Here is a 20,497-nt window from a genome sequence, read left to right as displayed (position 1 = left end):
TTTTGGCACGCTGTTGAGTTCTCAAGGAACGGACGCTTCCTTTGTACTCACCCGAGAGACTCTCTCAGGCTTTCCTCCGGGCGCTTCCCTTCGGTGTTTCACACTCTATCAGGTCTTTCTGGCCTTCCGAACCACGCTCTTTTCTGTAGCCATTGCACGCATTGCAAGGCAATGCAGGCATACAGAAACGACCGAGATTCTCGGATCAGAAGTTCTGATGGGGTGCTGTCCCGGTCTCGGGCCGCAGTGACTGCGTCCTCGTTTCCGGGGCAGGTGTTAGACAGTACAGGCGGGGTTGGGGCGAGGCAAATCGGGGGAAGGGCAGCGTCCAGGGGTACCCCCTCAGACGCGTGATCGCGTCTCGCGTCTGTCATGCGGAGTGTCCACTTCTTATGACTTACGCTCTGACCGGTGCGCCGTCCGGGACAGGTAGTGACGGCGACCTGATAGATCTCCACCCCTGGGAGGCTTCCCATGACCACCGTGACGTCCCCGCTCGCCGGACGCGCCATCGGGCTCAGTGCAGTTCCTGATCCCGTCTTCTCCGGCGCGATGGTGGGGCCCGGTACCGCGATCGACCCGGAGCGTGAGCCTTCCGTGGCGCTCGCGCCCGTGGACGGCGTCGTCGTCTCTCTGCACCCGCACGCGTTCGTCGTCGTCGACGGCGACGGGCACGGAGTGCTGACGCACCTCGGCATCGACACCGTTCAGCTCAATGGCGAGGGCTTCGAGCTGCTCGTCAACAAGGGGGACACCGTGGCGCGCGGTCAGGGCGTCGTCCGGTGGAACCCCGCCGCCGTCGAAGAGGCCGGTAAGTCGCCGGTCTGCCCCGTCGTCGCGCTGGAGGCCACCGCCGACGCGCTCGGCGACGTGCGCGAGGACGGCGACGTGAAGGCCGGGGATCAGCTCTTCAGCTGGCAGTGATGCGCGGCGCCGTTCCGTAGGGCACGCGCGCGTGGCGCGCGCGGACCGGCAGCGTGGACCGAGCGGCCGTATCGGGCCGCACGTACAACAGTTCAACGCGACGGCAGTGACCGTCGCATCACACGGAGACGGGTGCAATGGAAACAACGCTGCGAGGCGTCGGCGTGAGCCACGGTGTCGCCATAGGCGAGGTGCGGCACATGGGGACGGCGGTGCTGGAACCGCCGGCCAAGCAGATCCCCGCCGAGGAAGCGGAGCGCGAGCAGGGGCGCGCCCGCCAGGCCGTGGAAGCCGTGGCCGCCGACCTGATCGCCCGCGGCAACCTCGCGGGCGGTGAGGCGCAGGCAGTGCTGGAGGCCCAGGCCATGATGGCCCAGGACCCCGAGCTGATGGCCGACGTCGACCGCCGGATCGCGGTGGGCAGCACGGCCGAGCGCGGTGTGTACGACGCGTTCGCCGCCTACCGGGCGCTGCTGGCCGGTGCCGGGGAGTACCTGGCGGGCCGGGTCGCGGACCTGGACGACGTGCGGAACCGGATCGTGGCGCGGCTGCTGGGCGTGCCGATGCCGGGTGTGCCGGACAGCGACGAGCCGTACGTGCTGATCGCGCGGGACCTCGCGCCGGCCGACACGGCGCTGCTGGACCCGTCGCTGGTCCTCGGCTTCGTGACCGAGGAGGGCGGGCCGACGAGCCACAGCGCGATTCTGGCGCGGGCGCTGGGTGTGCCGGCCGTGGTCGCGCTGCCGGGTGCGCATGAGCTGGTCGAGGGCACGGTGGTGGCCGTGGACGGCTCCACCGGGGAGATCTTCGTGAACCCGAGCGACGAGAAGCGCGCCGAGCTGGAGCGGGCGGCCGCGGAGCGGAAGGCCGCGCTGGCCGCCGCGACCGGGCCGGGTGCGACGTCCGACGGTCACAAGGTGCCGCTGCTGGCGAACGTCGGCGGTCCGGCGGACGTTCCGGCGGCGGTCGAGGCCGGTGCCGAGGGTGTCGGGCTGTTCCGTACGGAGTTCCTTTTCCTCGACGACAGCAAGAACGCGCCGTCGGAGGAGAAGCAGGTCGAGGCGTACCGCCAGGTGCTGGAGGCGTTCCCGGAGGGCCGGGTGGTCGTGCGCGTGCTGGACGCGGGCGCGGACAAGCCGCTGGACTTCCTGACGCCGTCGGACGAGCCGAACCCGGCGCTGGGCGTGCGGGGGCTGCGTACCCTGCTCGACCACCCCGACGTGCTGCGGACCCAGCTCACCGCGCTGGCCAAGGCGGCGGAGGGGCTGCCGGTCTATCTCGAGGTCATGGCGCCGATGGTGGCGGACCGTACGGACGCCAAGGCATTCGCCGACGCGTGCCGTGAGGCGGGGCTCCAGGCGAAGTTCGGCGCGATGGTGGAGATTCCCTCCGCCGCGCTGCGGGCGCGTTCGGTCCTGCAGGAGGTGGAGTTCCTGTCGCTGGGCACGAATGACCTGGCGCAGTACACCTTCGCCGCCGACCGTCAGGTCGGTGCGGTGTCCCGGCTGCAGGACCCGTGGCAACCCGCGCTGCTCGACCTGGTGGCGATCTCCGCGGAGGCCGCCAAGGCCGAGGGCAAGAGCTGTGGTGTGTGCGGCGAGGCGGCTTCCGACCCGCTGCTCGCGTGTGTGCTGACCGGACTGGGCGTCACCAGCCTTTCCATGGGTGCGGCGTCGCTTCCTTACGTGCGCGCGACACTGGCGAAGCACACGCTGGCGCAGTGCGAGCGTGCCGCGTCGGCGGCGCGTGCTGCGGACACCGCCGAGGAGGCCCGTCTGGCGGCGCAGGCGGTGCTCTCCGGGGAGTGACCGCAGGTTCTCCTCCACGGCGCGGTGCCGTGTGGTGATGCCGTGGGTCCGATGGCCGTCCCGCCCTTGTGGCGGGGCGGCCATCGGCGTTTCGAGGGGCCGCCCGCCGGACCGTTACGTGTCCCCGCAGTGCTCGTGGGGGTATGGGGGCGGCGGTACGGGGATGCCGGGGAGGTAGTCGACGCCCGGCTCGGGTGAGACGGGGTCGCCGGTCCTGGCGTCGGTGCAGTACGCGGAGAAGACCTCGGCGGCGGTGAGGGCGCGCAGCCAGGTGCCGCGCAGGGACCAGCCGCGTACTTCGTCGCCGTGCTCGTCGTCGAGGGTGCGGGCGACGACGCCGCCCGGGCGGCGCAGGGCCATGCCGGCGGCGAGCACCGTGCAGAAGATCAGTGCTTCCGCTTCGGCGAGGTGGAGGCGGCCGTCGGGGTGGGCCGTGGCGTGCAGCGCCGCGAGCAGTGGGCTGCCGTCGCCGGCGGGGACGCTGCAGACGAGGTGGTGTCTGCCGGGGCCCAGGGCGTCGAGGAGCCGGAGCATGGCCTGGGAGGCGTTTTCGAAGGCGTCGTGGGCGGTGTCACCGTCGCAGGTGGGGCAGCGGCCCGCGGTGGTGAGGAGGGTGCCGGCGCGGTCCCAGGTGTCCTGGCGGTCGGCCTCTTCGAGGAGTGCGGGCAGGGTGTCGGTGAGCCGTCGTCCGGTGTACGGAACGGCGGCGCCGGCCGCGGCCATCTCGGTGGTGTAGCGGGCGCGGCTTTCGGGGCGGTCGGGGTGCAGTCCGTTGTCGGTGCAGTAGGCGGCGTATTCGGCGGGGTCGAAGAGGGTGAGGGTGGTGTGCCGGCTCTGGGCCGCGAGGGTGCGGAGCAGGCCGTCGAGCCGGCGGAGGTAGCCGGGGTGGTCCTGGCCGGTGAAGGGGAAGGTGCGGTAGCGGCTCATTGCCGCGAGGTCGTCGGGGGTCGGCAGGACGGCGAGGGTGCCGGGGATTTCGCGGCCGATCCGGCGCCGGGCGGCAGCGGTCCTGCGGCGGGCGTGGCCTGCGGGTCCGCGGGCGCGGCGGGTGGTGCGGCGGTGTCCGGCGGCGGGCTCGGTGGCGGGCTCGGTGGCGGGCCCGGTGCGGCGTGCGGTGCTGGTCATGTTTTCCCCCGTGGCGTTGCTGGTGAGCGGGCTCGGGCCGGCCGGCCCGGGCTCGTGAGTCGTCATCGCCGGCGACTCATTGCTCACTGAGCGTAAGCGAGGGGTCTGACAATCGCGTGCGTGAGCCGCCGGAACCGCCTGTGACCAGGCTTTTCCGGCGGCTCATTGATCACTTGGCGCGGTCGGCGGCGATCCGCTCGTAGAACCGGAGGAGTTCGAGGTTGTCGACGGAGCCGGGGTTGACGGCCTTTTCCAGCGGGGTGCCCTGGAGGAGGCGCTTGACCGGGACTTCGATGCGCTTGCCGGTGAGGGTGTGCGGCACGCCGGGGGCTTCGATGATGTCGTCGGGGACGTGGCGCGGCGAGAGCTGGGTGCGGATGGTCTGCTTGATGCGGCCGCGCAGGTCGTCGTCGAGGGTGGCGCCTTCGGCGAGGTGGACGAAGAGGGGCATCCAGTAGCCGCCGTCGGGGAGTTCGAGGCCGATGACGAGGGACTCGCGGATTTCGGGGAGACGTTCGACGGCCTCGTAGATGTCGGCGGAGCCCATGCGGACGCCCTGGCGGTTGAGGGTGGAGTCGGAGCGGCCGTGGATGACGACGGTGCCGCGTGCGGTGCGGGTGATCCAGTCGCCGTGCCGCCAGACGCCGGGGTACATCTCGAAGTAGCTGTCCCGGTAGCGGCTGCCGTCGGGGTCGTTCCAGAAGCGGATCGGCATGGAGGGCAGCGGGTTGGTGACGACGAGCTCGCCGACCTCGTCGGTGAGGGGCTTGCCCTGGGGGTCCCATGCCTGGACGTCGGTGCCGAGGCAGGGGGCCTGGAGTTCGCCGATGTAGACCGGGAGGGTGGGGACGGCACCGGCGAAGCAGCTGCAGACGTCGGTGCCGCCGCTGACGGAGGCGATCCAGAGGTCTTCGGCGACTTCGTCGTGGAGCCAGCGGAAGCCGTCGGGGGGCAGCGGGGAGCCCGTGGTGGCGACGCACTTGACGCGGGAGAGGTCGTAGTCGCGTCCGGGGTGGACGCCGGCCTTGGCGCAGGCCATGACGTAGGCGGCGGAGGTGCCGAAGAGGGTGGCGCCGGTGCGTTCGGCGATGCCCCACTGGGCGCCGGTGTCGGGGAAGCCGGGACTGCCGTCGTACAGGACGATCGTGGAGCCCACGAGGAGGCCGGCGGCGAGGAAGTTCCACATCATCCAGCCGGTGGAGGTGTACCAGAAGAAGCGGTCCTCAGGACCGAGGTCGCAGTGGAGGCCGGCCTGCTTGAGGTGTTCGAGGAGGATGCCGCCCTGGGACTGGACGATGGCCTTGGGGAGGCCGGTGGTGCCGGAGGAGTACAGGACCCACAGGGGGTGGTCGAACGGGACCTGTTCGAAGACCGGCTCTTCGTCCCGGGAGACGACGTCGTCCCACTGGAGCGCGCCTTCGGGGGCTTCGGTACCGAGGAGCGGGATGTGCACGACGGCGGTGAGGCTGGGGAGTTCGGCGCGCAGCTCGGCCACTGTGGCGCGGCGGTCGTGTTCCTTGCCGCCGTAGCGGTAGCCGTCGACGGTGAACAGGACGACCGGTTCGACCTGCTGGAAGCGGTCCAGAACGCTGCGGGCGCCGAAGTCGGGGGCGCAGGAGGTCCAGACGGCGCCGACGGCGGCGGAGGCGAGGAGGGCGACGACGGCCTGCGGGATGTTGGGTACGTAGCCGCTGACGCGGTCGCCGGGGCGGACGCCGAGGCGGCGGAGTTCGGCGGCCAGCGAGCCGACCTGGGCGCGGAGCTCGGCCCAGGTGAGGGGGGTGGGTTCGTGGCTCTCGTCGACGTGCAGGAGGGCGGGGTCGGCGGCCCTGGCGGGGTCCTCGCCGGCGCGCAGGGCGTGCTCGGCGTAGTTGAGGGTGGCGCCGGGGAACCAGCGGGCGCCGGGCATCGTGGCGTCGGCGAGCACGGTCTCGTACGGGGTGCTGAAGCGGACGTCGAACCATTCGGCGGTGGCGCGCCAGAAGGTGCTCAGCTCTTCGACGGACCAGCGGTGCAGTGCGGCGTAGCTCGCGGCGGGGTCACCGGGGGTGGCGGCGGGCGCGCCGTAGTGGGTGGCGGCCCACTCCTGGAAGCGGGTGACCTGTGCTCCGGCGATACGGTCCGCGCCGGGCTGCCACAGGGGCTCCGGGTGGGGTGCGGGCTGCGGTGCGGTGGTCATCATGCGGCTCCCGGGCTGTACACGGTTGGTGTGCCGGTCCGTGCGCTGCGGTGGGCGGTGCCGCCGGCCGTCCCGGTCCGGTGGTGCCCGACGCGTCCGTAGGGGTGCGCAGGACACGATTGGTCAGGACGATGCCACGTGATCGACTTCCGCACCAGGGTGGGCACCCCACATTCGGGGGGAGGAGTGTGTGGCGCGACCACGGTGTGAAGGGCGTGTACGGAGGCGGGCCGCGGCTCCTGGAGCGCGGTGTCTCTTTTACGGACACAGCAGGTCAACGCAGGTGAACGGAGACTGAACGATGTCTTCCTCGGCGTGCGTCGATGGCAGGCTGACGGTATGGACGGGCGGGATCTGGTGCGGTCGGCACGGATGGTCAGGGCGGTGGGCGTCGCGCAGGGGTGGTTGTCGGTTCGGTCGGCGCTGCGCCGGAGGCGGGCGGACGCGGCCGGGCTGCCGCCACGAGGAGCGGAGCGGGCACGGGTACCGGGTACGGCGATGGGGGCGGAGCCGCAGCCCGGTGGCGGCGTGGTGCGGTTCGCGCGGTCCTCGCTGCGCATCCGGGTGACGGCGGGCGGCGCGGTCTTCTGCGGCTGGGACGGGGCGACGCCGGAGCCCTCGTACGCGCTGGTGGGGACGGGCCCTGAGGCGGACGGCCGGGCGGAGCTGGAGCCGGACACCGAGGGCGGCTGGCGGGTCGTGTCGGAGCGGGTGATGGTCGCGGTGTCCCGGCACGGCGCGGTGGAGATCCGTACGCCCGGCGGGGTGGTGCTGCGTCGGGAGCTGCCGCCGCGGTGGTGGGGCCGGGTACCGGAGGGGGCGTCGGGGCGCGCTGCCGCGTCCGAGGACGGTCCGGAAGAGGGGGCCGCGCCCGAGGAAGGCGCGCGGGTCGAGGCGTACGGAGAGTCGCGGTGGGTGCAGCGCTCCGAGGTGGCGGCGGACGCGCGGTTCTTCGGGCTGGGCGGCCGCTCCGGCGGGCCGCGGCTCCGGGACGGCACGTACCGGCTGTGGAACACCGACCCCGGGGGCGCGTTCGGGCCCGGCGACGATCCGCTGTCGCTGACCATGCCGGTGCAGCTGGTCGTCGCGGACGCGGGTACGCACCTGGTGTTCCACGACAACTCCTGGGACGGGCGGGTCACGCTGCACGAGGGTGAGGAGGGCCGGGGTTCGGGGCACGACCGGGCCGGTGCCTGCGAGCTCCGGATGGACGGTGGCCCGCTGCGGTACTGGGTGCTGACGGGGACGCCGGCCCGGGTGCTGTACGGGTGGGCGTCGCTCACGGGGGCGCCCGCGCTGCCGCCGCGCTGGGCGCTCGGGCACCAGCACGCCCGGTTCGGCTTCGGTGATGCCACGGAGGTGCGGCGGGTGGCCGCCGGTTACCGTGCGCGCGGTGTGCCGCTGACGGCGCTCCACCTGGACATCGACCACTTTGACGGCCACCGGGTGTTCACGGTGGACCGGGCCCGCTTTCCCGACCTGCCGGGGCTCGCCTCGGAGCTGCGCCAGGACGGGGTGCGGCTGGTGTCGATCGTCGATCCCGGGGTGAAGGCGGAGCCGGGGAACGCGGTGTACGAGAGCGGGGCGGCGGCCGACGTGTTCGTGCGGGAGGCGAGCGGGCGCGAGGTGCGCGGCGCGGTGTGGCCGGGCGAGGCGGTCTTCCCCGACTTCACGGACGCCCGGGTGCGCAAGTGGTGGGGCGGGCTGTACGCGGAGCGGCTGGCGCAGGGGTTCGCGGGCGTGTGGCACGACATGAACGAGCCGTCCTCCTTCGTGGCGTTCGGGGATCCGACGCTCCCCCGGTCCGCGCGGCATGCTCTGGAGGGCCGGGGCGGGGACCACCGGGAGGCGCACAACGTCTACGGGCTGGCGATGGCGCGCGCCGGCTATGAGGGGCTGGGCGAGCTGCGCCCCGAGGAGCGGCCGTTCCTCTTCTCGCGCTCCGGGTGGGCCGGACTGCAGCGCTACGGGGGCACGTGGTCGGGGGACGTGGCGTCCGGATGGCCGGGGCTGCGGGCTTCGTTGTCGCTGGTGCTGGGCCTGGGGCTGTGCGGTGTTCCGTACAGCGGCCCGGACATCGGGGGCTATTCGGGGGTGCCGTCGGGCGAGCTGTATCTGCGGTGGTTCCAGCTGGGCGCGTACCTGCCGCTGTTCCGTACGCACTGTGCGCACGACGCGGGGCGCCGGGAGCCGTGGGAGTTCGGGGACGAGGTCCTGGAGCACGCGCGTGCGGCGGCTCTCGAACGCGAGCGGCTGCTTCCCTACGTGTACACGCTGGGCCACCTGGCACGGCTGACCGGTGCTCCGTATGTGCGCCCCGTGTGGTGGAGCGCGCCGCGCGACCGGGCGCTGCGCGACTGCGAGGACGCATTCCTGCTGGGTGACGCGCTGTTGGTGGCGCCGGTGCTGGAGGCGGGGACGCGGCGGCGGACCGTGCGGCTGCCGCGCGGGCGGTGGTACGACACGGCGACCGGCCAGGCGTACGACGGGCCGGGGCAGGTGGTGGTGGAGGCGCCGCTCGCGCGGATTCCGGTGCTGGCACGGGCGGGCGCGGTGCTGCCGGTGACGGGTGCGGACGGCGGTATCGAGCTGGAGGTCTGGGCGCCGGCTCCGGGGCGCAGGGGCGGCGGAATCGTCGTGCCGGATTCCGGGGACGGTTGGGAGCGCCCGCGCGTTGAACGGATCGAGTCGCGGTGGGAGGCGGGACGTGTAGTGGTGAGCCGGGCGGACGGGGAGCCCGTGCAGTACGGGGTGCGGATCCGCGGCGGCGGGGCCGGGACGGGGGTCTGACGGGGCGGGTCGGACGACGCGGTGCCCGGGCGGGGCGCGACCCTTCGGCGGCGCGTGGTGGTCTTCCGCCGGCCGGGCCGGGCCTGGTAGACGATGGGCATGCCAAGACTTGCTGCCGCGCTGCGCGGCCTCGCCGTCACCGCCGCCACCCTGGTCTCCGTCGCCGCCCTGCCCTCGGGGGCCGAGGCCCAGCAGCCGCACGGAACGCCGTCCTCCGCACCGGCCGTACCGGCGAAGGGCGCCAAGGACCCCAAGGCGCCGAAGGAGTTCGTGGCGCTGCGGGACGTGGATCCGACGATCCGGCAGGAGATGCGGTACTACACGCCGCACAACTTCATGGGCGTGCCGGTCACCGGTTACGAGAAGCCGATGTGCCTCCTGACGCGGGACGCGGCGGAGGCGCTGCACCGTGCGCAGGTGTCCTTCCTCAAGGAGGGCTACACGCTGAAGGTGTACGACTGCTACCGGCCGCAGCGGGCGGTGAACCACTTCGTGGACTGGGCCAAGGACCTGGACGACCAGCGCATGAAGGGTGAGTTCTATCCACAGGTCGACAAGTCGACGCTCTTCGCGGACGGGTACATCGCGGAGAAGTCCGGGCACAGCCGGGGCAGCACGGTGGATCTGACCCTGGCGAAGCTGCCGGCGCTGCCGACCCGCCCGTACGTGCCCGGTGAGCCGCTGCGTCCCTGCTACGGCCCGCAGGACGAGCGGTTCCCCGACAACTCGCTCGACATGGGCACCGGTTTCGACTGCTTCGACACCTTGGCGCACACCCTGGACCCGCGCATCAAGGGAGAGCAGCGGAAGAACCGGCTGCTTCTGAAGGACGGGCTGGAGAAGACCGGTTTTGTGAACTACGAGAACGAGTGGTGGCACTACACCTTCCAGCCGGAGACGTTCCCCGACACCTACTTCGACTTCCCCGTCGCGCGGAAGTCGCTCGCCGGACGCCACTGACCATCGCGGGCTTCAGTGACCACGGCGGACGTCGCTGACAGCCGCCGCGCACCGGCGCTACCGTGCGCCCATGACGACACGGGAATTCGCCACCTACGAGGACTTCTGGCCGTACTACGTCGCGATGCACTCCAAGGCCGCGACCCGGTGGGTGCACCTGACGGGCACGCTCACCGGGCTCGCGGTCTCGGCGTACGGGCTGATACGGCGGCGCCGGAAGCTGCTCCTCGGGCTGCCGCTGATCGGTTACGGGACGGCCTGGCCCGCGCACTTCCTCATCGAGGGCAACAACCCGGCCACCTTCGGGCACCCCGCCTGGTCGCTGCGCGGTGACGCGCAGATGATCCGCATGATGCTGGCGGGCCGGGACGCCGAGCTGGACGAGATCGCCCGCAAGTGGCTCGCGGAGAACGCCCAGTAGGCCAACGCCGCCGTCTCCCTCCCCGGTTCAGAGCCGCCCGCCGGCCGAGTCCGACGACAGCCGCTGGGCCACGTACACCGGGATCACGGACAGGGCGATGAGCAGGGCGGCGACGACGTTGATGACGGGGGCCTGGTTCGGGCGGGCCAGGTTCTCGTAGATCCAGATGGGCAGCGTCTTCGTGCCCGGTCCCGCGGTGAACGTGGTGACCACGATCTCGTCGAAGGAGAGCGCGAAGGCGAGCAGGGCGCCCGCGAAGAGGGCCGAGCGCAGCGCGGGCAGCGTGACGAGGCGGAAGGTCTGGGCGGGGCGGGCGCCCAGGTCGGCGGATGCCTCGGCGAGCGAGGGCGCGATACGGCGCAGCCGGGCGGCGACGTTGTTGAAGACGATGACGACGCAGAAGGTCGTGTGGCCGACGATCACGGTGAACAGGCCGAAGCCGATGCCGAGCGGGTCCAGGACGGTGCGGAAGGCCGCGTTGAGCGCGATGCCGGTGACGATGCCCGGCAGCGCGATGGGCAGCACGACCAGGAACGAGACCGTCTGCCGGCCGAAGAAGCGGTGCCGGTGGACGGCGAAGGCGGCCAGTACGCCGAGGACGAGCGCGATGGCGGTGGCGGCGAGGCCGGCCCGCAGGGAGGTCCACAGGGCGTCCCGTACGCCCTGGCTGTGTGCGGCACGGACCCACCATTCGCCGGTCAGCCCGCTGGGCGGCCAGGCGAAGGAGCGGTCGGCGTTGAAGGAGTTGAGGACGACCAGGAGCAGCGGGATGTGGACGACCGCCAGGCCCGCGGCCGTCAGTACGCCGAGCACGGTGCGGGCGGTGCGGGTCAGGTGCACCTCGCGACCTCCTCGGAATTCGTCTGCGGGATCGGGAACGCGGCCGGCGCGACGCCCGTTGTCACTGTGAGTTGAGATGCTGTCACAACGAGTCCAGGGCTCCGGCCCGCCGGACCGCTGCCAGGTAGCAGACGATCAGGACGACGGGGACGGCCGAGAGCGCGGCGGCCAGGGGGAGGTCGAGGGTCACCTGTGACGCGATCACATTGCCGAGCAATTGAGTGCGGCCGCCGACGATCTGGACCGTGAGGTAGTCGCCGAGGCTGAGGGAGAAGGTGAAGACGGAGCCGGCGAGCAGGGCGGGACGCACGGCGGGCAGGACGACGAGGCGCAGGGTGCGCCAGGCGCCGGCACCGAGGTCCGCGGATGCCTCCAGGTGCGGGGTGGGCAGCCGCTCCAGAGCGGCGAAGACGGGGAGGATCATGTACGGGAGCCAGAGGTAGGCGAGGACGAGGACGGCGGCGGGCAGGCCGTAGCCGGGGCCGGTCAGGCCGAGCGGGGCGAGTACCGCATTGACCAGGCCGTGTTCGCCGAGCATGACGCGCCAGGCGTACGCCTTGACGAGGTAGCCGGCCCACAGGGGCGTGAGCACGGCCACGAGCAGGGCGCGCCGCCACCATCCCGAAGCCACCCGCGCCATGAAGAAGGCCATGGGCAGGGCGAGGAGGGCGTCGATGAGGGTGACGGCGACGGCGACGCCGAGGGTGCGCAAGGTGATGGTGCGGTAGACGGGATCGGTGAGGAGGGTGCGGAAGTTGTCGGTGTTCCAGATATGGACGACGTCGGAGGTGAAGCTGTCGGTGGTCCAGAAGGCGGACAGGAGCAGGACGGCGAGCGAGCCGAGGTAGGCGAGGCCCAGCCACAGCAGGGGTGGCGTGAGCAGCGCCGCCAGCCTCAGCCGCGCTCCCGTGCGGGAGGTTCCGGAAGGCACCGAAGTCCCTGAAGGCCCGGAAGGCATCGAAGCAGCAGTCTCCGCAGTCGAAGTATCCGAAGTACCCGGAGTACCCGGAGTACCCGGAGTCGAAGGCACCGAGGTCACCGGCTCGCTCTCAGCCCTTGATCTCCGTCCAGGCGCGTGTCCACTGGGCGTAGTCGGTGCACTGCACGTTCGTCCTGCCGTCCAGGCACTGCTTCACGGGGGTGGTCCAGAAATGCACGCGCTTGTAGTAGCTCTCGTCATCGGCGTGGTAGGTGGCGCAGTGCTTGGGGTCGGCGGTCTCCTTGCACGCCTCGGCGTTCGCCGGTGCTTCGCCGAAGTACTCGGCGACCTGGGCGTTCACCTTCGGCGAGACGATCCAGTCGAGCCACTTGTAGGCGCAGTTGGGGTGCTCGGCCTTGGCGGCGACCATCCAGGTGTCCGACCATCCGGTGGCGCCCTCCTTGGGCAGGACGGCCTTGACCGGGGCCTTCTCGGCCTGGGTGAGGTTGGCGATGACCTGCCAGGTGGTGCCGACGACGCTGTCGCCGCCCTTGAAGGCGGTGACTTCCTTCTGGTAGTCGCTCCAGTACTCGCCGATGTTGCCGTGCTGCTTCTTCAGGAGCGCAACGGCGGCGTCCAGCTGCTTCTGGTCCAGCGCGTAGGGGTTCTTGATGCCCAGCTGCGGCTCGGTCTTCATCAGGTACAGCGCGGCGTCGGCGATGTAGATGGGCGAGTCATAGGCGGTGACCTTGCCGGCGTGCTTCGGGGCGTCCTCGAAGACGGCCCGCCAGGAGTCGGGGGCCGGCTTGACCTTGTCGGTGCGGTACATGAGGAGGTTGGCGCCGCGGCCGTGCGGGATGCCGTACATCTGCCCGTCGACGGAGTTGAACGGCTGCTTCTTGAGGCCCGCGAAGATGTCCTTGTAATTCGGGACGAGGTCGGTGTTGACGGGAGCGGCGTCGCCGGAGGCGATCAGGCGGAGGGTGGCGTCGCCGGAGGCGGAGACCGTGTCGTACTGGCCGGTCTTCATCAGCGAGACCATCTCGTCGGAGGTCCCCGCGATCTTGGTGTTGACCTTGCAGCCGGTCTGCTTCTCGAAGGGGTGGACCCAGTCGACCTTCGGGTCGTTGGAGCCGTCCTCGGCGTAGCCGGCCCAGGCGATGACGTTGACCTGGCCCTCGCCCTTGCCGAGCGTCTTCTTCATGGGGACGTCCGGCGCGCGGAAGCCGCCGCCCCGGTCACCGCCGCCTCCGCCGCTTCCGCCGGAGCCGCACCCTACGGCCAGCAGCAGGACCGTGGCCGCCGCGGCGGCCTTCCACACGTACGTGTTGCGCATCCGGTTCTCTCCCGTCGCACACGGCGTCAGACACAGGCTCCGAGCGGAGCCAGTATCCGGATCAAGACGGTGCTCCACCAGTGCGCGTCGGGACACGATCGGGTCAAGTCGGTAGGCAGAGCCCGGACTTCGGGCCGGCGCGTCGGGCCGCCGGGGCAGCGCGGGGCCTCAGCCCGGTACGGGATACGCGTCGTCGGCGTCCCAGGCGAGGCGTACGGGGGTGTCGGCGCGGGCCGGCAGGACGGACCCGGAGGTGTTCAGGCGGAGGACGGTCAGCCGGTCGCCGCCCTCGTCGAGCCGGACGCGGAAGCGGGTGTGCGGGCCGGCGTGGGCAATGTCGGTGATCCGGCCGGTCACGGACCGCTCCCCCGGGCTCCCCGGCCCGGCGCCGTACAGCGCGTCGAGTGGCGTGATTCGTATGCGCTCGGGCCGGATGCTGTACGTGCCCGGGCGGCCCGTCAGCCGCTGTGCCGCCGCGCCGCACACCAGGTTCGTCACACCCACGAATCCGGCGACGAAGGCGGTGGCCGGGCGGTCGTAGATCTCCAGCGGCGGGCCGGTCTGCGCGATGCGGCCGCCGTCGAGTACGGCGACCCGGTCGCTCATCGTCAGCGCCTCCTCCTGGTCGTGGGTGACCAGGAGGAAGGTGATGCCGGTGGTGCGCTGGATCTGTTTGAGCTCGGTCTGCATCTCCTGGCGGAGCTTGAGGTCCAGGGCGCCGAGCGGCTCGTCCAGGAGGAGCAGTCCGGGGCGGTCGACGAGGGCGCGGGCGAGGGCGACGCGCTGCCGCTGACCGCCGGAGAGCTGTGCCGGGCGCCGGTCGCCGTAGTCCTCGAGCCGTACGGTGGCGAGCGCCTCGCGGGCCCGGGCCCGGCGTTCGTCCTTGCGGACGCCGGCGACGCGCAGCGCGTAGCCGACGTTCTGCTCGACCGTCATGTGCGGGAAGAGGGCGTAGTCCTGGAAGACGGTGTGCACGTCGCGGCGGTGCGGGGGCAGGGCGGTGACGTCGCGGCCGGCCAGTTCGACGCGGCCGGAGGTGGGGCGTTCGAAGCCGGCGATGAGGCGCAGGAGGGTCGACTTGCCCGAGCCCGAGGGGCCGAGGAGGGAGAAGAACTCACCTTCGTGGATGGCGAGTTCGGCGTGGTCGACGGCGCGTACGGCGCCGAAGTCCTTGGTGAGTGCGGTCAGACGGACCGCGGTTGCGGGCGGTGCGGGCCTGGTGTCCGGCACGTTGTCCTCGGCCATGCGGTCTCCTCCCCGGTGGGCGGCTTGATCGCGCCGGGTGACTGTACCGGGGCGGTACGGGCCGCGTCACGGGCGCGGGGACCGCCCGCCGCATTCTCGCGACGCCGTCGAAGGGTGCGTGAACACCGCGTGAACCCTGCTGCGCGAGGGGCGGGAGGGGGGCATGCTGTCCGCGTGCCTGCCTGGACGGACCAGCTCCGATTCGCCTACCAGCCCGTCGTGAACCTCACGACCGGTTCCGTCGCCGCGCTGGAGATACTCGCCCGCCCCGAGCACGGGGACGTGCTCACGCAGGCCCGCCGTTCCCCCGGCATCGACGTCGAACTGGCCGCGCTCGCGGTGCGGCACGCCACGCAGCGCGAGACGCTGCTGCCGCTGCAGGTGAACCTCTTCGCGACGACCGCGGCGGAGCTGCCGGAGCTGACCGCGCTCCGCGCCGCGGTACGTGCGGTGGGGCGGCGGCCGTGCGAGATCACCCTGGATATCACCGGGCCGTACACGCATGTGCCGGCCCGCGCGCTGCTGGAGGCGGTGGCGGGGCTGCGCGCCGACGGCTTCCGGATCTGCGTGGACGGGGTGGGCGACGGGGACATTCCGCTGCGGCTGCTGGGGGATGTGGCGCCGGACGTGATCAAGCTGGACGCCTCGCTCTGCACGGACCTGGACGCCCGGCCGGGGCGCGCGGCGGTGGTGCGGATGGTGCGGCAGCTCTGCGACGAGCTGGGCGGGCTGTTGTCGGTGGAGGGGGTGGAGACCGAGCGGAGTTACGCGGCGGTGCTGCGGGCGGGCGCGCAGCTTGCCCAGGGGCATCTCTTCGCGCCGCCCGCGCGGAGGCCCACGGCCGAGGTCTTCGTCCCGGCACCCGCGCCGTCGGCGCCCGTGCCGAGCCCGGCCCGGGCCGCGTCCGCGCAGGGGCCCGGCTCCGCCCAGGACCCCGCGCCCGCCATGCCCGCCGGCGGCCAAGACGGGCCGTCCGTCGCGCAGTTCCTGCAGCCGGCCGCGTTGCTGCCGGTGACCGCTTCGGCGGAGGAGGTGCGGCGGCGGCTCACGGGGCTGCCGGACGTCTCCGGGGTGCTGTTGGTGGACGCGGGCGGCGTTCCCGTACGGGCGGTGGACCGGGACCGGTTCCTGCTGTCGCTGTCCGGGCGGTACGGGCACGCGCTGTACGCGGACCGGCCGGCGCTGCGGCTGGGCGACCGGCCGCGTACGGTCGGCGCGGGCGCGACCGCCTGGGAGGTGCTGGACGTCATCGCGGACGGCGACCGGGACCGTACGGGTGACGACGTGGCGGTGGTGGACGAGCAGGGGCGGTGCATCGGGGTGGTGCATCTGGCGGACATCCTGCGGGCGTTGGCGGAGAGCCGGGTGGAGGAGGCCGCGCGGCTCAATCCGCTGACCCGGCTGCCGGGTTCCGACGCGGTCAACGGCGAGGTGGACCGGCGGCTCGGGCAGGGCCGCGCCGTGGCCCTGAGCTGGCTGGACGTGGACGGGTTCAAGCAGGTCAACGACGGCGCCGGGTTCGCGGCGGGGGACGAGCTGATCCGGGCGGTGGGCGCGGCGCTGGCCCGGGCGGCGCGCGGCGACGCGGCCTGCCGGGTGGGGCACATCGGGGGCGACGACTTCCTGGTGCTGACCGATCCGGAGGGTCTGGAGGCGGTCGCGGCCGCCGTACTGGACGTGCCGTGGTCGGCGGGCGGGCGTCCCGTGACGCTGTCGCTGGCGACGGTGGTGTGCCCGGCCGGCGCGGTCGCCGGGCACGCGGAAGCGGCCGCCGCGCTCGCCCCGCTCAAGAAGGCGGCGAAGGGGCTGGCCGGCGGGAGCTGGGTGCTGCGCCGGTACGGTACGCCCCACCACGAGGTGCGCCGGGGCCGGATGCCCGGCCCGGCGACCATCCCCACGCCCAGCCGGACGCCCAGCCCCGCGCCCGGCCCGGCGACCGGCCCAGCGCCCGGACCGGCCCCCAGGGCCTACGCCGGCGGTCCCGAGCCCCACGCCGTCGAAGCCCACGCCGTCGAACCCCAGCCACCTGGGGCCCCGCGCCCTCGCACCCCGGGCATCTGCCGGTGACCTCCACGTGCGCACAGTGGGCGAACGGGGAGGGGCAGCAGGGGCGCCTGAGAAGTGCGGAGCACTGAGTGGTGTCAGTCGTTGCCGTCCATGTCCTTGACGCTCCATCACGGCCGGTGAACACTTCCGGGTGTCAGTCGGCGTGCCGTACGCAGGCTCCCCCCGACCGCGCGGTGACGCCGCGCGTTTCTGTGCCCCACCGGCACCTTGCCGTACTGACACGCTCGTCGCGGAGGCCGGGCGGGATGCGGGACAAAACGGCCGTCCGCTCCGCCCCGTACGGCTGCCGTGGCGCGTCCGGAAATCTGTGGCCGGGCCATGGGAGAAGTACGCACCCTGCACGGAGGACCGGGGTCCGTTCCCCGGGCAAGGGCCCAAGGAGCCGCAGATGTATTCCAATGGGGACATATTCGTCGGCGAAGTCATCGGCACGGCGATCCTGATTCTCTTCGGCGCGGGCGTCTGCGCCGCCGTCACGCTGCACTACTCCAAGGCGAAGTCGGCCGGCTGGGTGGCCATCGCCTTCGGCTGGGGCCTCGGCGTACTCGCCGGGGCCTACACCTCGGCACCGCTGTCCGGCGGCCACCTCAACCCGGCCGTCACCCTCGGCTCCGCCATCGCGGGCGGCACGCCGTGGTCCAAGGTGCCGCTGTACATGGCGGCGCAGCTCATCGGTGCGCTCATCGGCGCGGCGCTGACGTGGGGCGTGTACTACGCGCAGTTCGCGGCCAACTCGCAGGAGGACAAGGCCCAGCCGACGCTGGGGATCTTCTCCACCGGGCCCGAGATCCGCAAGCCGGTGGCGAACCTCGTCACCGAGATCATCGCGACCGTCGGCCTGGTGCTGCCCATCCTGTTCTTCGGCGAGAACAAGGGCATCGGCATCGGCCCGATCCCCGGCACCGACGGCGGGGTCTACGGCTCCGGCATCAACGTGCTGCTCGTCGCCCTGCTGGTCGTCGGCATCGGTCTGTCGCTCGGTGGCCCCACCGGGTACGCCATCAATCCGGCCCGCGACCTCGGGCCCCGTATCGCGCACGCGCTGCTGCCCATCCCGAACAAGGGCACCTCCGACTGGAGTTACGCGTGGGTGCCGGTCGCGGGCCCGCTGATCGGCGCGGTGCTCGCCGCCCTGGTGTACAACGCGGCCTTCTGACGCCTCACGCGGGTGGGTCCATGCGCCCTCAACGCATTCCCGCGCGCGCATCGTTCATGACTGCCCCTGTGCGCGGGCTTCCGACCGCGCCGTTCCGCCCGCAGCCTTGCGCTGCGGGCACCACCGCTCGCCGACTGCGGTCATCCGACTGAGGAGACGCCATGACGGACAGCACGGACAGCACGCAGAAGTACGTCGCCGCGATCGACCAGGGCACCACCTCCAGCCGCTGCATCATCTTCGACCAGGACGGCGCGATCGTCTCCGTCGACCAGCGTGAGCACCGGCAGATCTTCCCCAAGCCCGGCTGGGTGGAGCACGACGCGACCGAGATCTGGTCCAAAGTGCAGGCCGTCGTGGCGGGCGCGCTCGCGGGCGCCGGGCTGCGCGCCGACCAGCTCAGCGCGCTCGGCATCACCAACCAGCGGGAGACCACGGTCCTGTGGGACCGCAGGACGGGCAAGCCCGTGCACAACGCGATCGTCTGGCAGGACACCAGGACGGCGGCGCTCTGCAACGAACTGGGCGGCGCGGACGGCCAGGACCGGTTCCGTGAGGCCACGGGCCTGCCGCTGGCCAGCTACTTCTCGGGACCGAAGGCGGCCTGGCTGCTGGACAACGTGCCCGGGCTGCGGTCGCGCGCGGAGGCCGGCGAGATCGCGTTCGGCACCATCGACTCCTGGCTGATCTGGAACCTCACCGGCGGCACGGACGGCGGCGTGCACGTCACGGACGTGACCAACGCCGGCCGGACGATGCTGATGAATCTGGCCACCCTCCAGTGGGATCCCGCGATCCTCTCGGCGATGGGCATCCCCGAGGCGGTGCTGCCGGAGATCAAATCCTCGGCGGAGGTGTACGGCACGGCCGTGGGCCAGCTGGCGGGCGTGCCGGTGGCCTCGGCGCTGGGCGACCAACAGGCCGCGGTGTTCGGCCAGACCTGCTACGGCGTCGGCGAGGCCAAGAACACCTACGGCACCGGATCGTTCCTGCTGCTGAACACCGGGAACCGGCCCGTGCCCTCCAAGAGCGGGCTGCTGACCACGATGGGGTACCAGCTGGGCGGCGAGGCCCCCGTGTACTGCCTGGAGGGGTCCATCGCCATCACCGGCGCGCTGGTGCAGTGGTTCCGCGACCAGCTGGGCATCATCAGCTCGGCCGACGAGATCGAGACGCTGGCGGCGAGCGTGGACGACAACGGCGGCGCGTACATCGTCCCGGCGTTCTCCGGGCTGTACGCGCCGTACTGGCGCTCCGACGCGCGCGGTGTGATCACCGGCCTGACCCGCTACGTCACCAAGGCGCACCTGGCGCGTGCCGTGCTGGAGGCGACGAGCTGGCAGACGCGCGAGGTCGTGGACGCGATGTACCAGGACTCCGGTGTGCAGATCACGACGCTGAAGGTGGACGGCGGGATGACCGCCAACAACCTGCTGATGCAGCACCAGGCGGACGTGCTGGGCGTGCCGGTGATCCGCCCGGTGGTCGCGGAGACCACCTGCCTGGGCGCGGCGTACGCGGCCGGGCTGGCCACCGGCGTGTGGCGGGACCTGGACGAGCTGAAGGCGCACTGGAAGCGGGACGCCGAGTGGTCGCCGCGGATGCCGGGCGAGGTCCGGGAGCGGGAGTACGCGCAGTGGCGGAAGGCGGTGGAACGCAGCTTCGGCTGGCTGGACGAGAACGGCGAGTAGGACGGCGCGCAGGAAGCCGCGCAGGAACGCGCGCAGGACGTCCTGCGGGGGCCGTGAACACGCGGTACAGGCCCGTGTGCAGGGCCGTCGCGGCCCGTACTCCGGACGGCGGGGTACGGGCCGCGCGGCGTGTCCCGGCGGGGCTCAGCGGGCCGCGCCGGGCCGCCGCACGGATCAGGACAGCGCCGGCTCGCGCTGCTCCTCGCTCATGCGCAGCGCGTGCTGCACGACCTCGACGAGGACGTCACGCGCCGAGCCCTTCTCGCGTGCGTCGCAGTACACGACGCTGACGTCCGGGTCCAGGTCCAGCGCGTCGCGGACGGTCTCGGCGGGGTACTGCTCGGCGCCCTCGAAGCAGTTGACCGCGACGGTGAAGGGGATGCCGCGGCGCTCGAAGTAGTCGATCGCGGCGAAGGAGTCCTCCAGGCGGCGGGTGTCGGCGAGCACCACGGCGCCCAGCGCGCCGGTGGCGAGCTCGTCCCACAGGAACCAGAAGCGGTCCTGGCCCGGTGTGCCGAAGAGGTAGAGCACCAGGTCCTCGCGGAGGGTGATCCGCCCGAAGTCCATGGCGACGGTGGTGGTGTGCTTGCCCTCGACGCCCGCGGTGTCGTCGACGGGCCGGCCCGCCTCGCTCAGCTGCTCTTCCGTGCGCAGCGGCTTGATCTCGCTCACCGCGCCGACCAGCGTCGTCTTGCCGACGCCGAAGCCTCCCGCGACCAGGATCTTGAGCGTGACCGGCTCGACGGCTTTCTTGCGGCGTCGCTCAGCGCGCCCGAAGACCATTGACCGCTTCCTCCGTTTTCGGTGCTGCCGCGTCAGCGACGGACCGGCACACCGCGGCTGACGACAAGTGGGGGGAGTACGACAACTCCCGGGTAGGAGTGGATCGTTCCGCACCGACTGTACCGACGGCAAGACTCGGGTCCGGCACCGCCCCCGGCTGATGTGCTCATGATCACTGAGCGTACGGGGCGCCGCTTACGGGCGCGCCTGCCCGGCGGAACGGCCCGGTATTCCCACGAAACCCGCTGGTCCA

Annotated in this window: 15 protein-coding genes; 8 read left to right on the top strand and 7 right to left on the bottom strand. The window is 72.2% G+C overall.

The window, feature by feature from the left end; all coding sequences use genetic code 11:
- Positions 1-474 precede the first annotated feature (474 nt).
- Together ACIGXO_RS22690 and ptsP are read left to right on the top strand one after the other, a co-directional pair.
- Positions 475-924: a PTS glucose transporter subunit IIA gene (locus ACIGXO_RS22690; protein WP_399789658.1), complete on the top strand. Its 450-nt coding sequence runs from the start codon at positions 475-477 to the stop codon at positions 922-924.
- Between the two features lie 137 nt (positions 925-1,061).
- On the top strand, positions 1,062-2,732 hold the full coding sequence (gene ptsP / locus ACIGXO_RS22685) for a phosphoenolpyruvate--protein phosphotransferase (RefSeq protein ID WP_399789655.1): 1,671 nt from the start codon (positions 1,062-1,064) through the stop codon (positions 2,730-2,732).
- A gap of 114 nt (positions 2,733-2,846) precedes the next feature.
- Here ptsP and ACIGXO_RS22680 read toward each other — a convergent pair whose 3' ends face one another.
- Positions 2,847-3,857 (bottom strand): hypothetical protein, encoded by a 1,011-nt coding sequence (locus ACIGXO_RS22680; RefSeq protein ID WP_399789653.1) that lies wholly within the window; start codon positions 3,855-3,857, stop codon positions 2,847-2,849.
- A gap of 169 nt (positions 3,858-4,026) precedes the next feature.
- Entirely contained in the window at positions 4,027-6,036 is a 2,010-nt protein-coding gene (locus ACIGXO_RS22675; RefSeq protein ID WP_399789714.1) for an acetoacetate--CoA ligase, read from the bottom strand.
- Between the two features lie 339 nt (positions 6,037-6,375).
- On the opposite strand from ACIGXO_RS22675, the gene ACIGXO_RS22670 reads away from it, so the two are divergent.
- The 3 genes from ACIGXO_RS22670 (at position 6,376) to ACIGXO_RS22660 (ending at position 10,207) form a co-directional block, all read left to right on the top strand.
- On the top strand, positions 6,376-8,826 hold the full coding sequence (locus ACIGXO_RS22670; RefSeq protein ID WP_399789650.1) for a glycoside hydrolase family 31 protein: 2,451 nt from the start codon (positions 6,376-6,378) through the stop codon (positions 8,824-8,826).
- Positions 8,827-8,925: 99 nt separating this feature from the next.
- Complete coding sequence (locus tag ACIGXO_RS22665) at positions 8,926-9,786, top strand: M15 family metallopeptidase (protein WP_399789648.1); 861 nt, start codon at positions 8,926-8,928, stop codon at positions 9,784-9,786.
- 70 nt (positions 9,787-9,856) lie between these two features.
- The gene (locus tag ACIGXO_RS22660; protein WP_030250566.1) at positions 9,857-10,207 is read left to right on the top strand and encodes a DUF962 domain-containing protein; all 351 of its coding nucleotides are present in this window, start codon (positions 9,857-9,859) and stop codon (positions 10,205-10,207) included.
- Between the two features lie 27 nt (positions 10,208-10,234).
- Here the strand turns inward: ACIGXO_RS22660 and ACIGXO_RS22655 are convergent, their stop codons facing one another.
- From ACIGXO_RS22655 to ACIGXO_RS22640, 4 genes are all read right to left on the bottom strand, one after another.
- Positions 10,235-11,047, bottom strand: coding sequence for an ABC transporter permease (locus tag ACIGXO_RS22655; RefSeq protein WP_399789645.1), 813 nt, complete (start codon positions 11,045-11,047; stop codon positions 10,235-10,237).
- A gap of 82 nt (positions 11,048-11,129) precedes the next feature.
- Entirely contained in the window at positions 11,130-12,005 is an 876-nt protein-coding gene (locus tag ACIGXO_RS22650) for an ABC transporter permease (RefSeq protein ID WP_399789642.1), read from the bottom strand.
- A gap of 91 nt (positions 12,006-12,096) precedes the next feature.
- A complete protein-coding gene (locus tag ACIGXO_RS22645; protein ID WP_399789639.1) occupies positions 12,097-13,302 on the bottom strand; it encodes an ABC transporter substrate-binding protein in 1,206 nt (401 codons plus the stop codon).
- 168 nt (positions 13,303-13,470) lie between these two features.
- Positions 13,471-14,547: an ABC transporter ATP-binding protein gene (locus ACIGXO_RS22640; RefSeq protein WP_399789637.1), complete on the bottom strand. Its 1,077-nt coding sequence runs from the start codon at positions 14,545-14,547 to the stop codon at positions 13,471-13,473.
- Positions 14,548-14,721: 174 nt separating this feature from the next.
- Between ACIGXO_RS22640 and ACIGXO_RS22635 the strand changes: the two genes are divergently transcribed.
- The 3 genes from ACIGXO_RS22635 to glpK all read left to right on the top strand — a co-directional run bounded on the left by ACIGXO_RS22635 (position 14,722) and on the right by glpK (position 19,461).
- Entirely contained in the window at positions 14,722-16,614 is a 1,893-nt protein-coding gene (locus tag ACIGXO_RS22635) for an EAL domain-containing protein (protein ID WP_399789634.1), read from the top strand.
- A gap of 388 nt (positions 16,615-17,002) precedes the next feature.
- Entirely contained in the window at positions 17,003-17,770 is a 768-nt protein-coding gene (locus ACIGXO_RS22630; protein ID WP_399789631.1) for an MIP/aquaporin family protein, read from the top strand.
- 161 nt (positions 17,771-17,931) lie between these two features.
- A complete protein-coding gene (glpK, locus tag ACIGXO_RS22625; protein WP_399789628.1) occupies positions 17,932-19,461 on the top strand; it encodes a glycerol kinase GlpK in 1,530 nt (509 codons plus the stop codon).
- Between the two features lie 174 nt (positions 19,462-19,635).
- Here glpK and ACIGXO_RS22620 read toward each other — a convergent pair whose 3' ends face one another.
- The gene (locus ACIGXO_RS22620) at positions 19,636-20,244 is read right to left on the bottom strand and encodes a GTP-binding protein (protein ID WP_399789624.1); all 609 of its coding nucleotides are present in this window, start codon (positions 20,242-20,244) and stop codon (positions 19,636-19,638) included.
- Positions 20,245-20,497: the final 253 nt, after the last annotated feature.

The organism is Streptomyces sp. NPDC053542 (assembly GCF_044544685.1).
GTDB lineage: Bacteria > Actinomycetota > Actinomycetes > Streptomycetales > Streptomycetaceae > Streptomyces.
The sequence above is the reverse complement of the archived record's forward strand: the minus strand, read 5'-3'. Positions and strand labels throughout refer to the sequence as shown.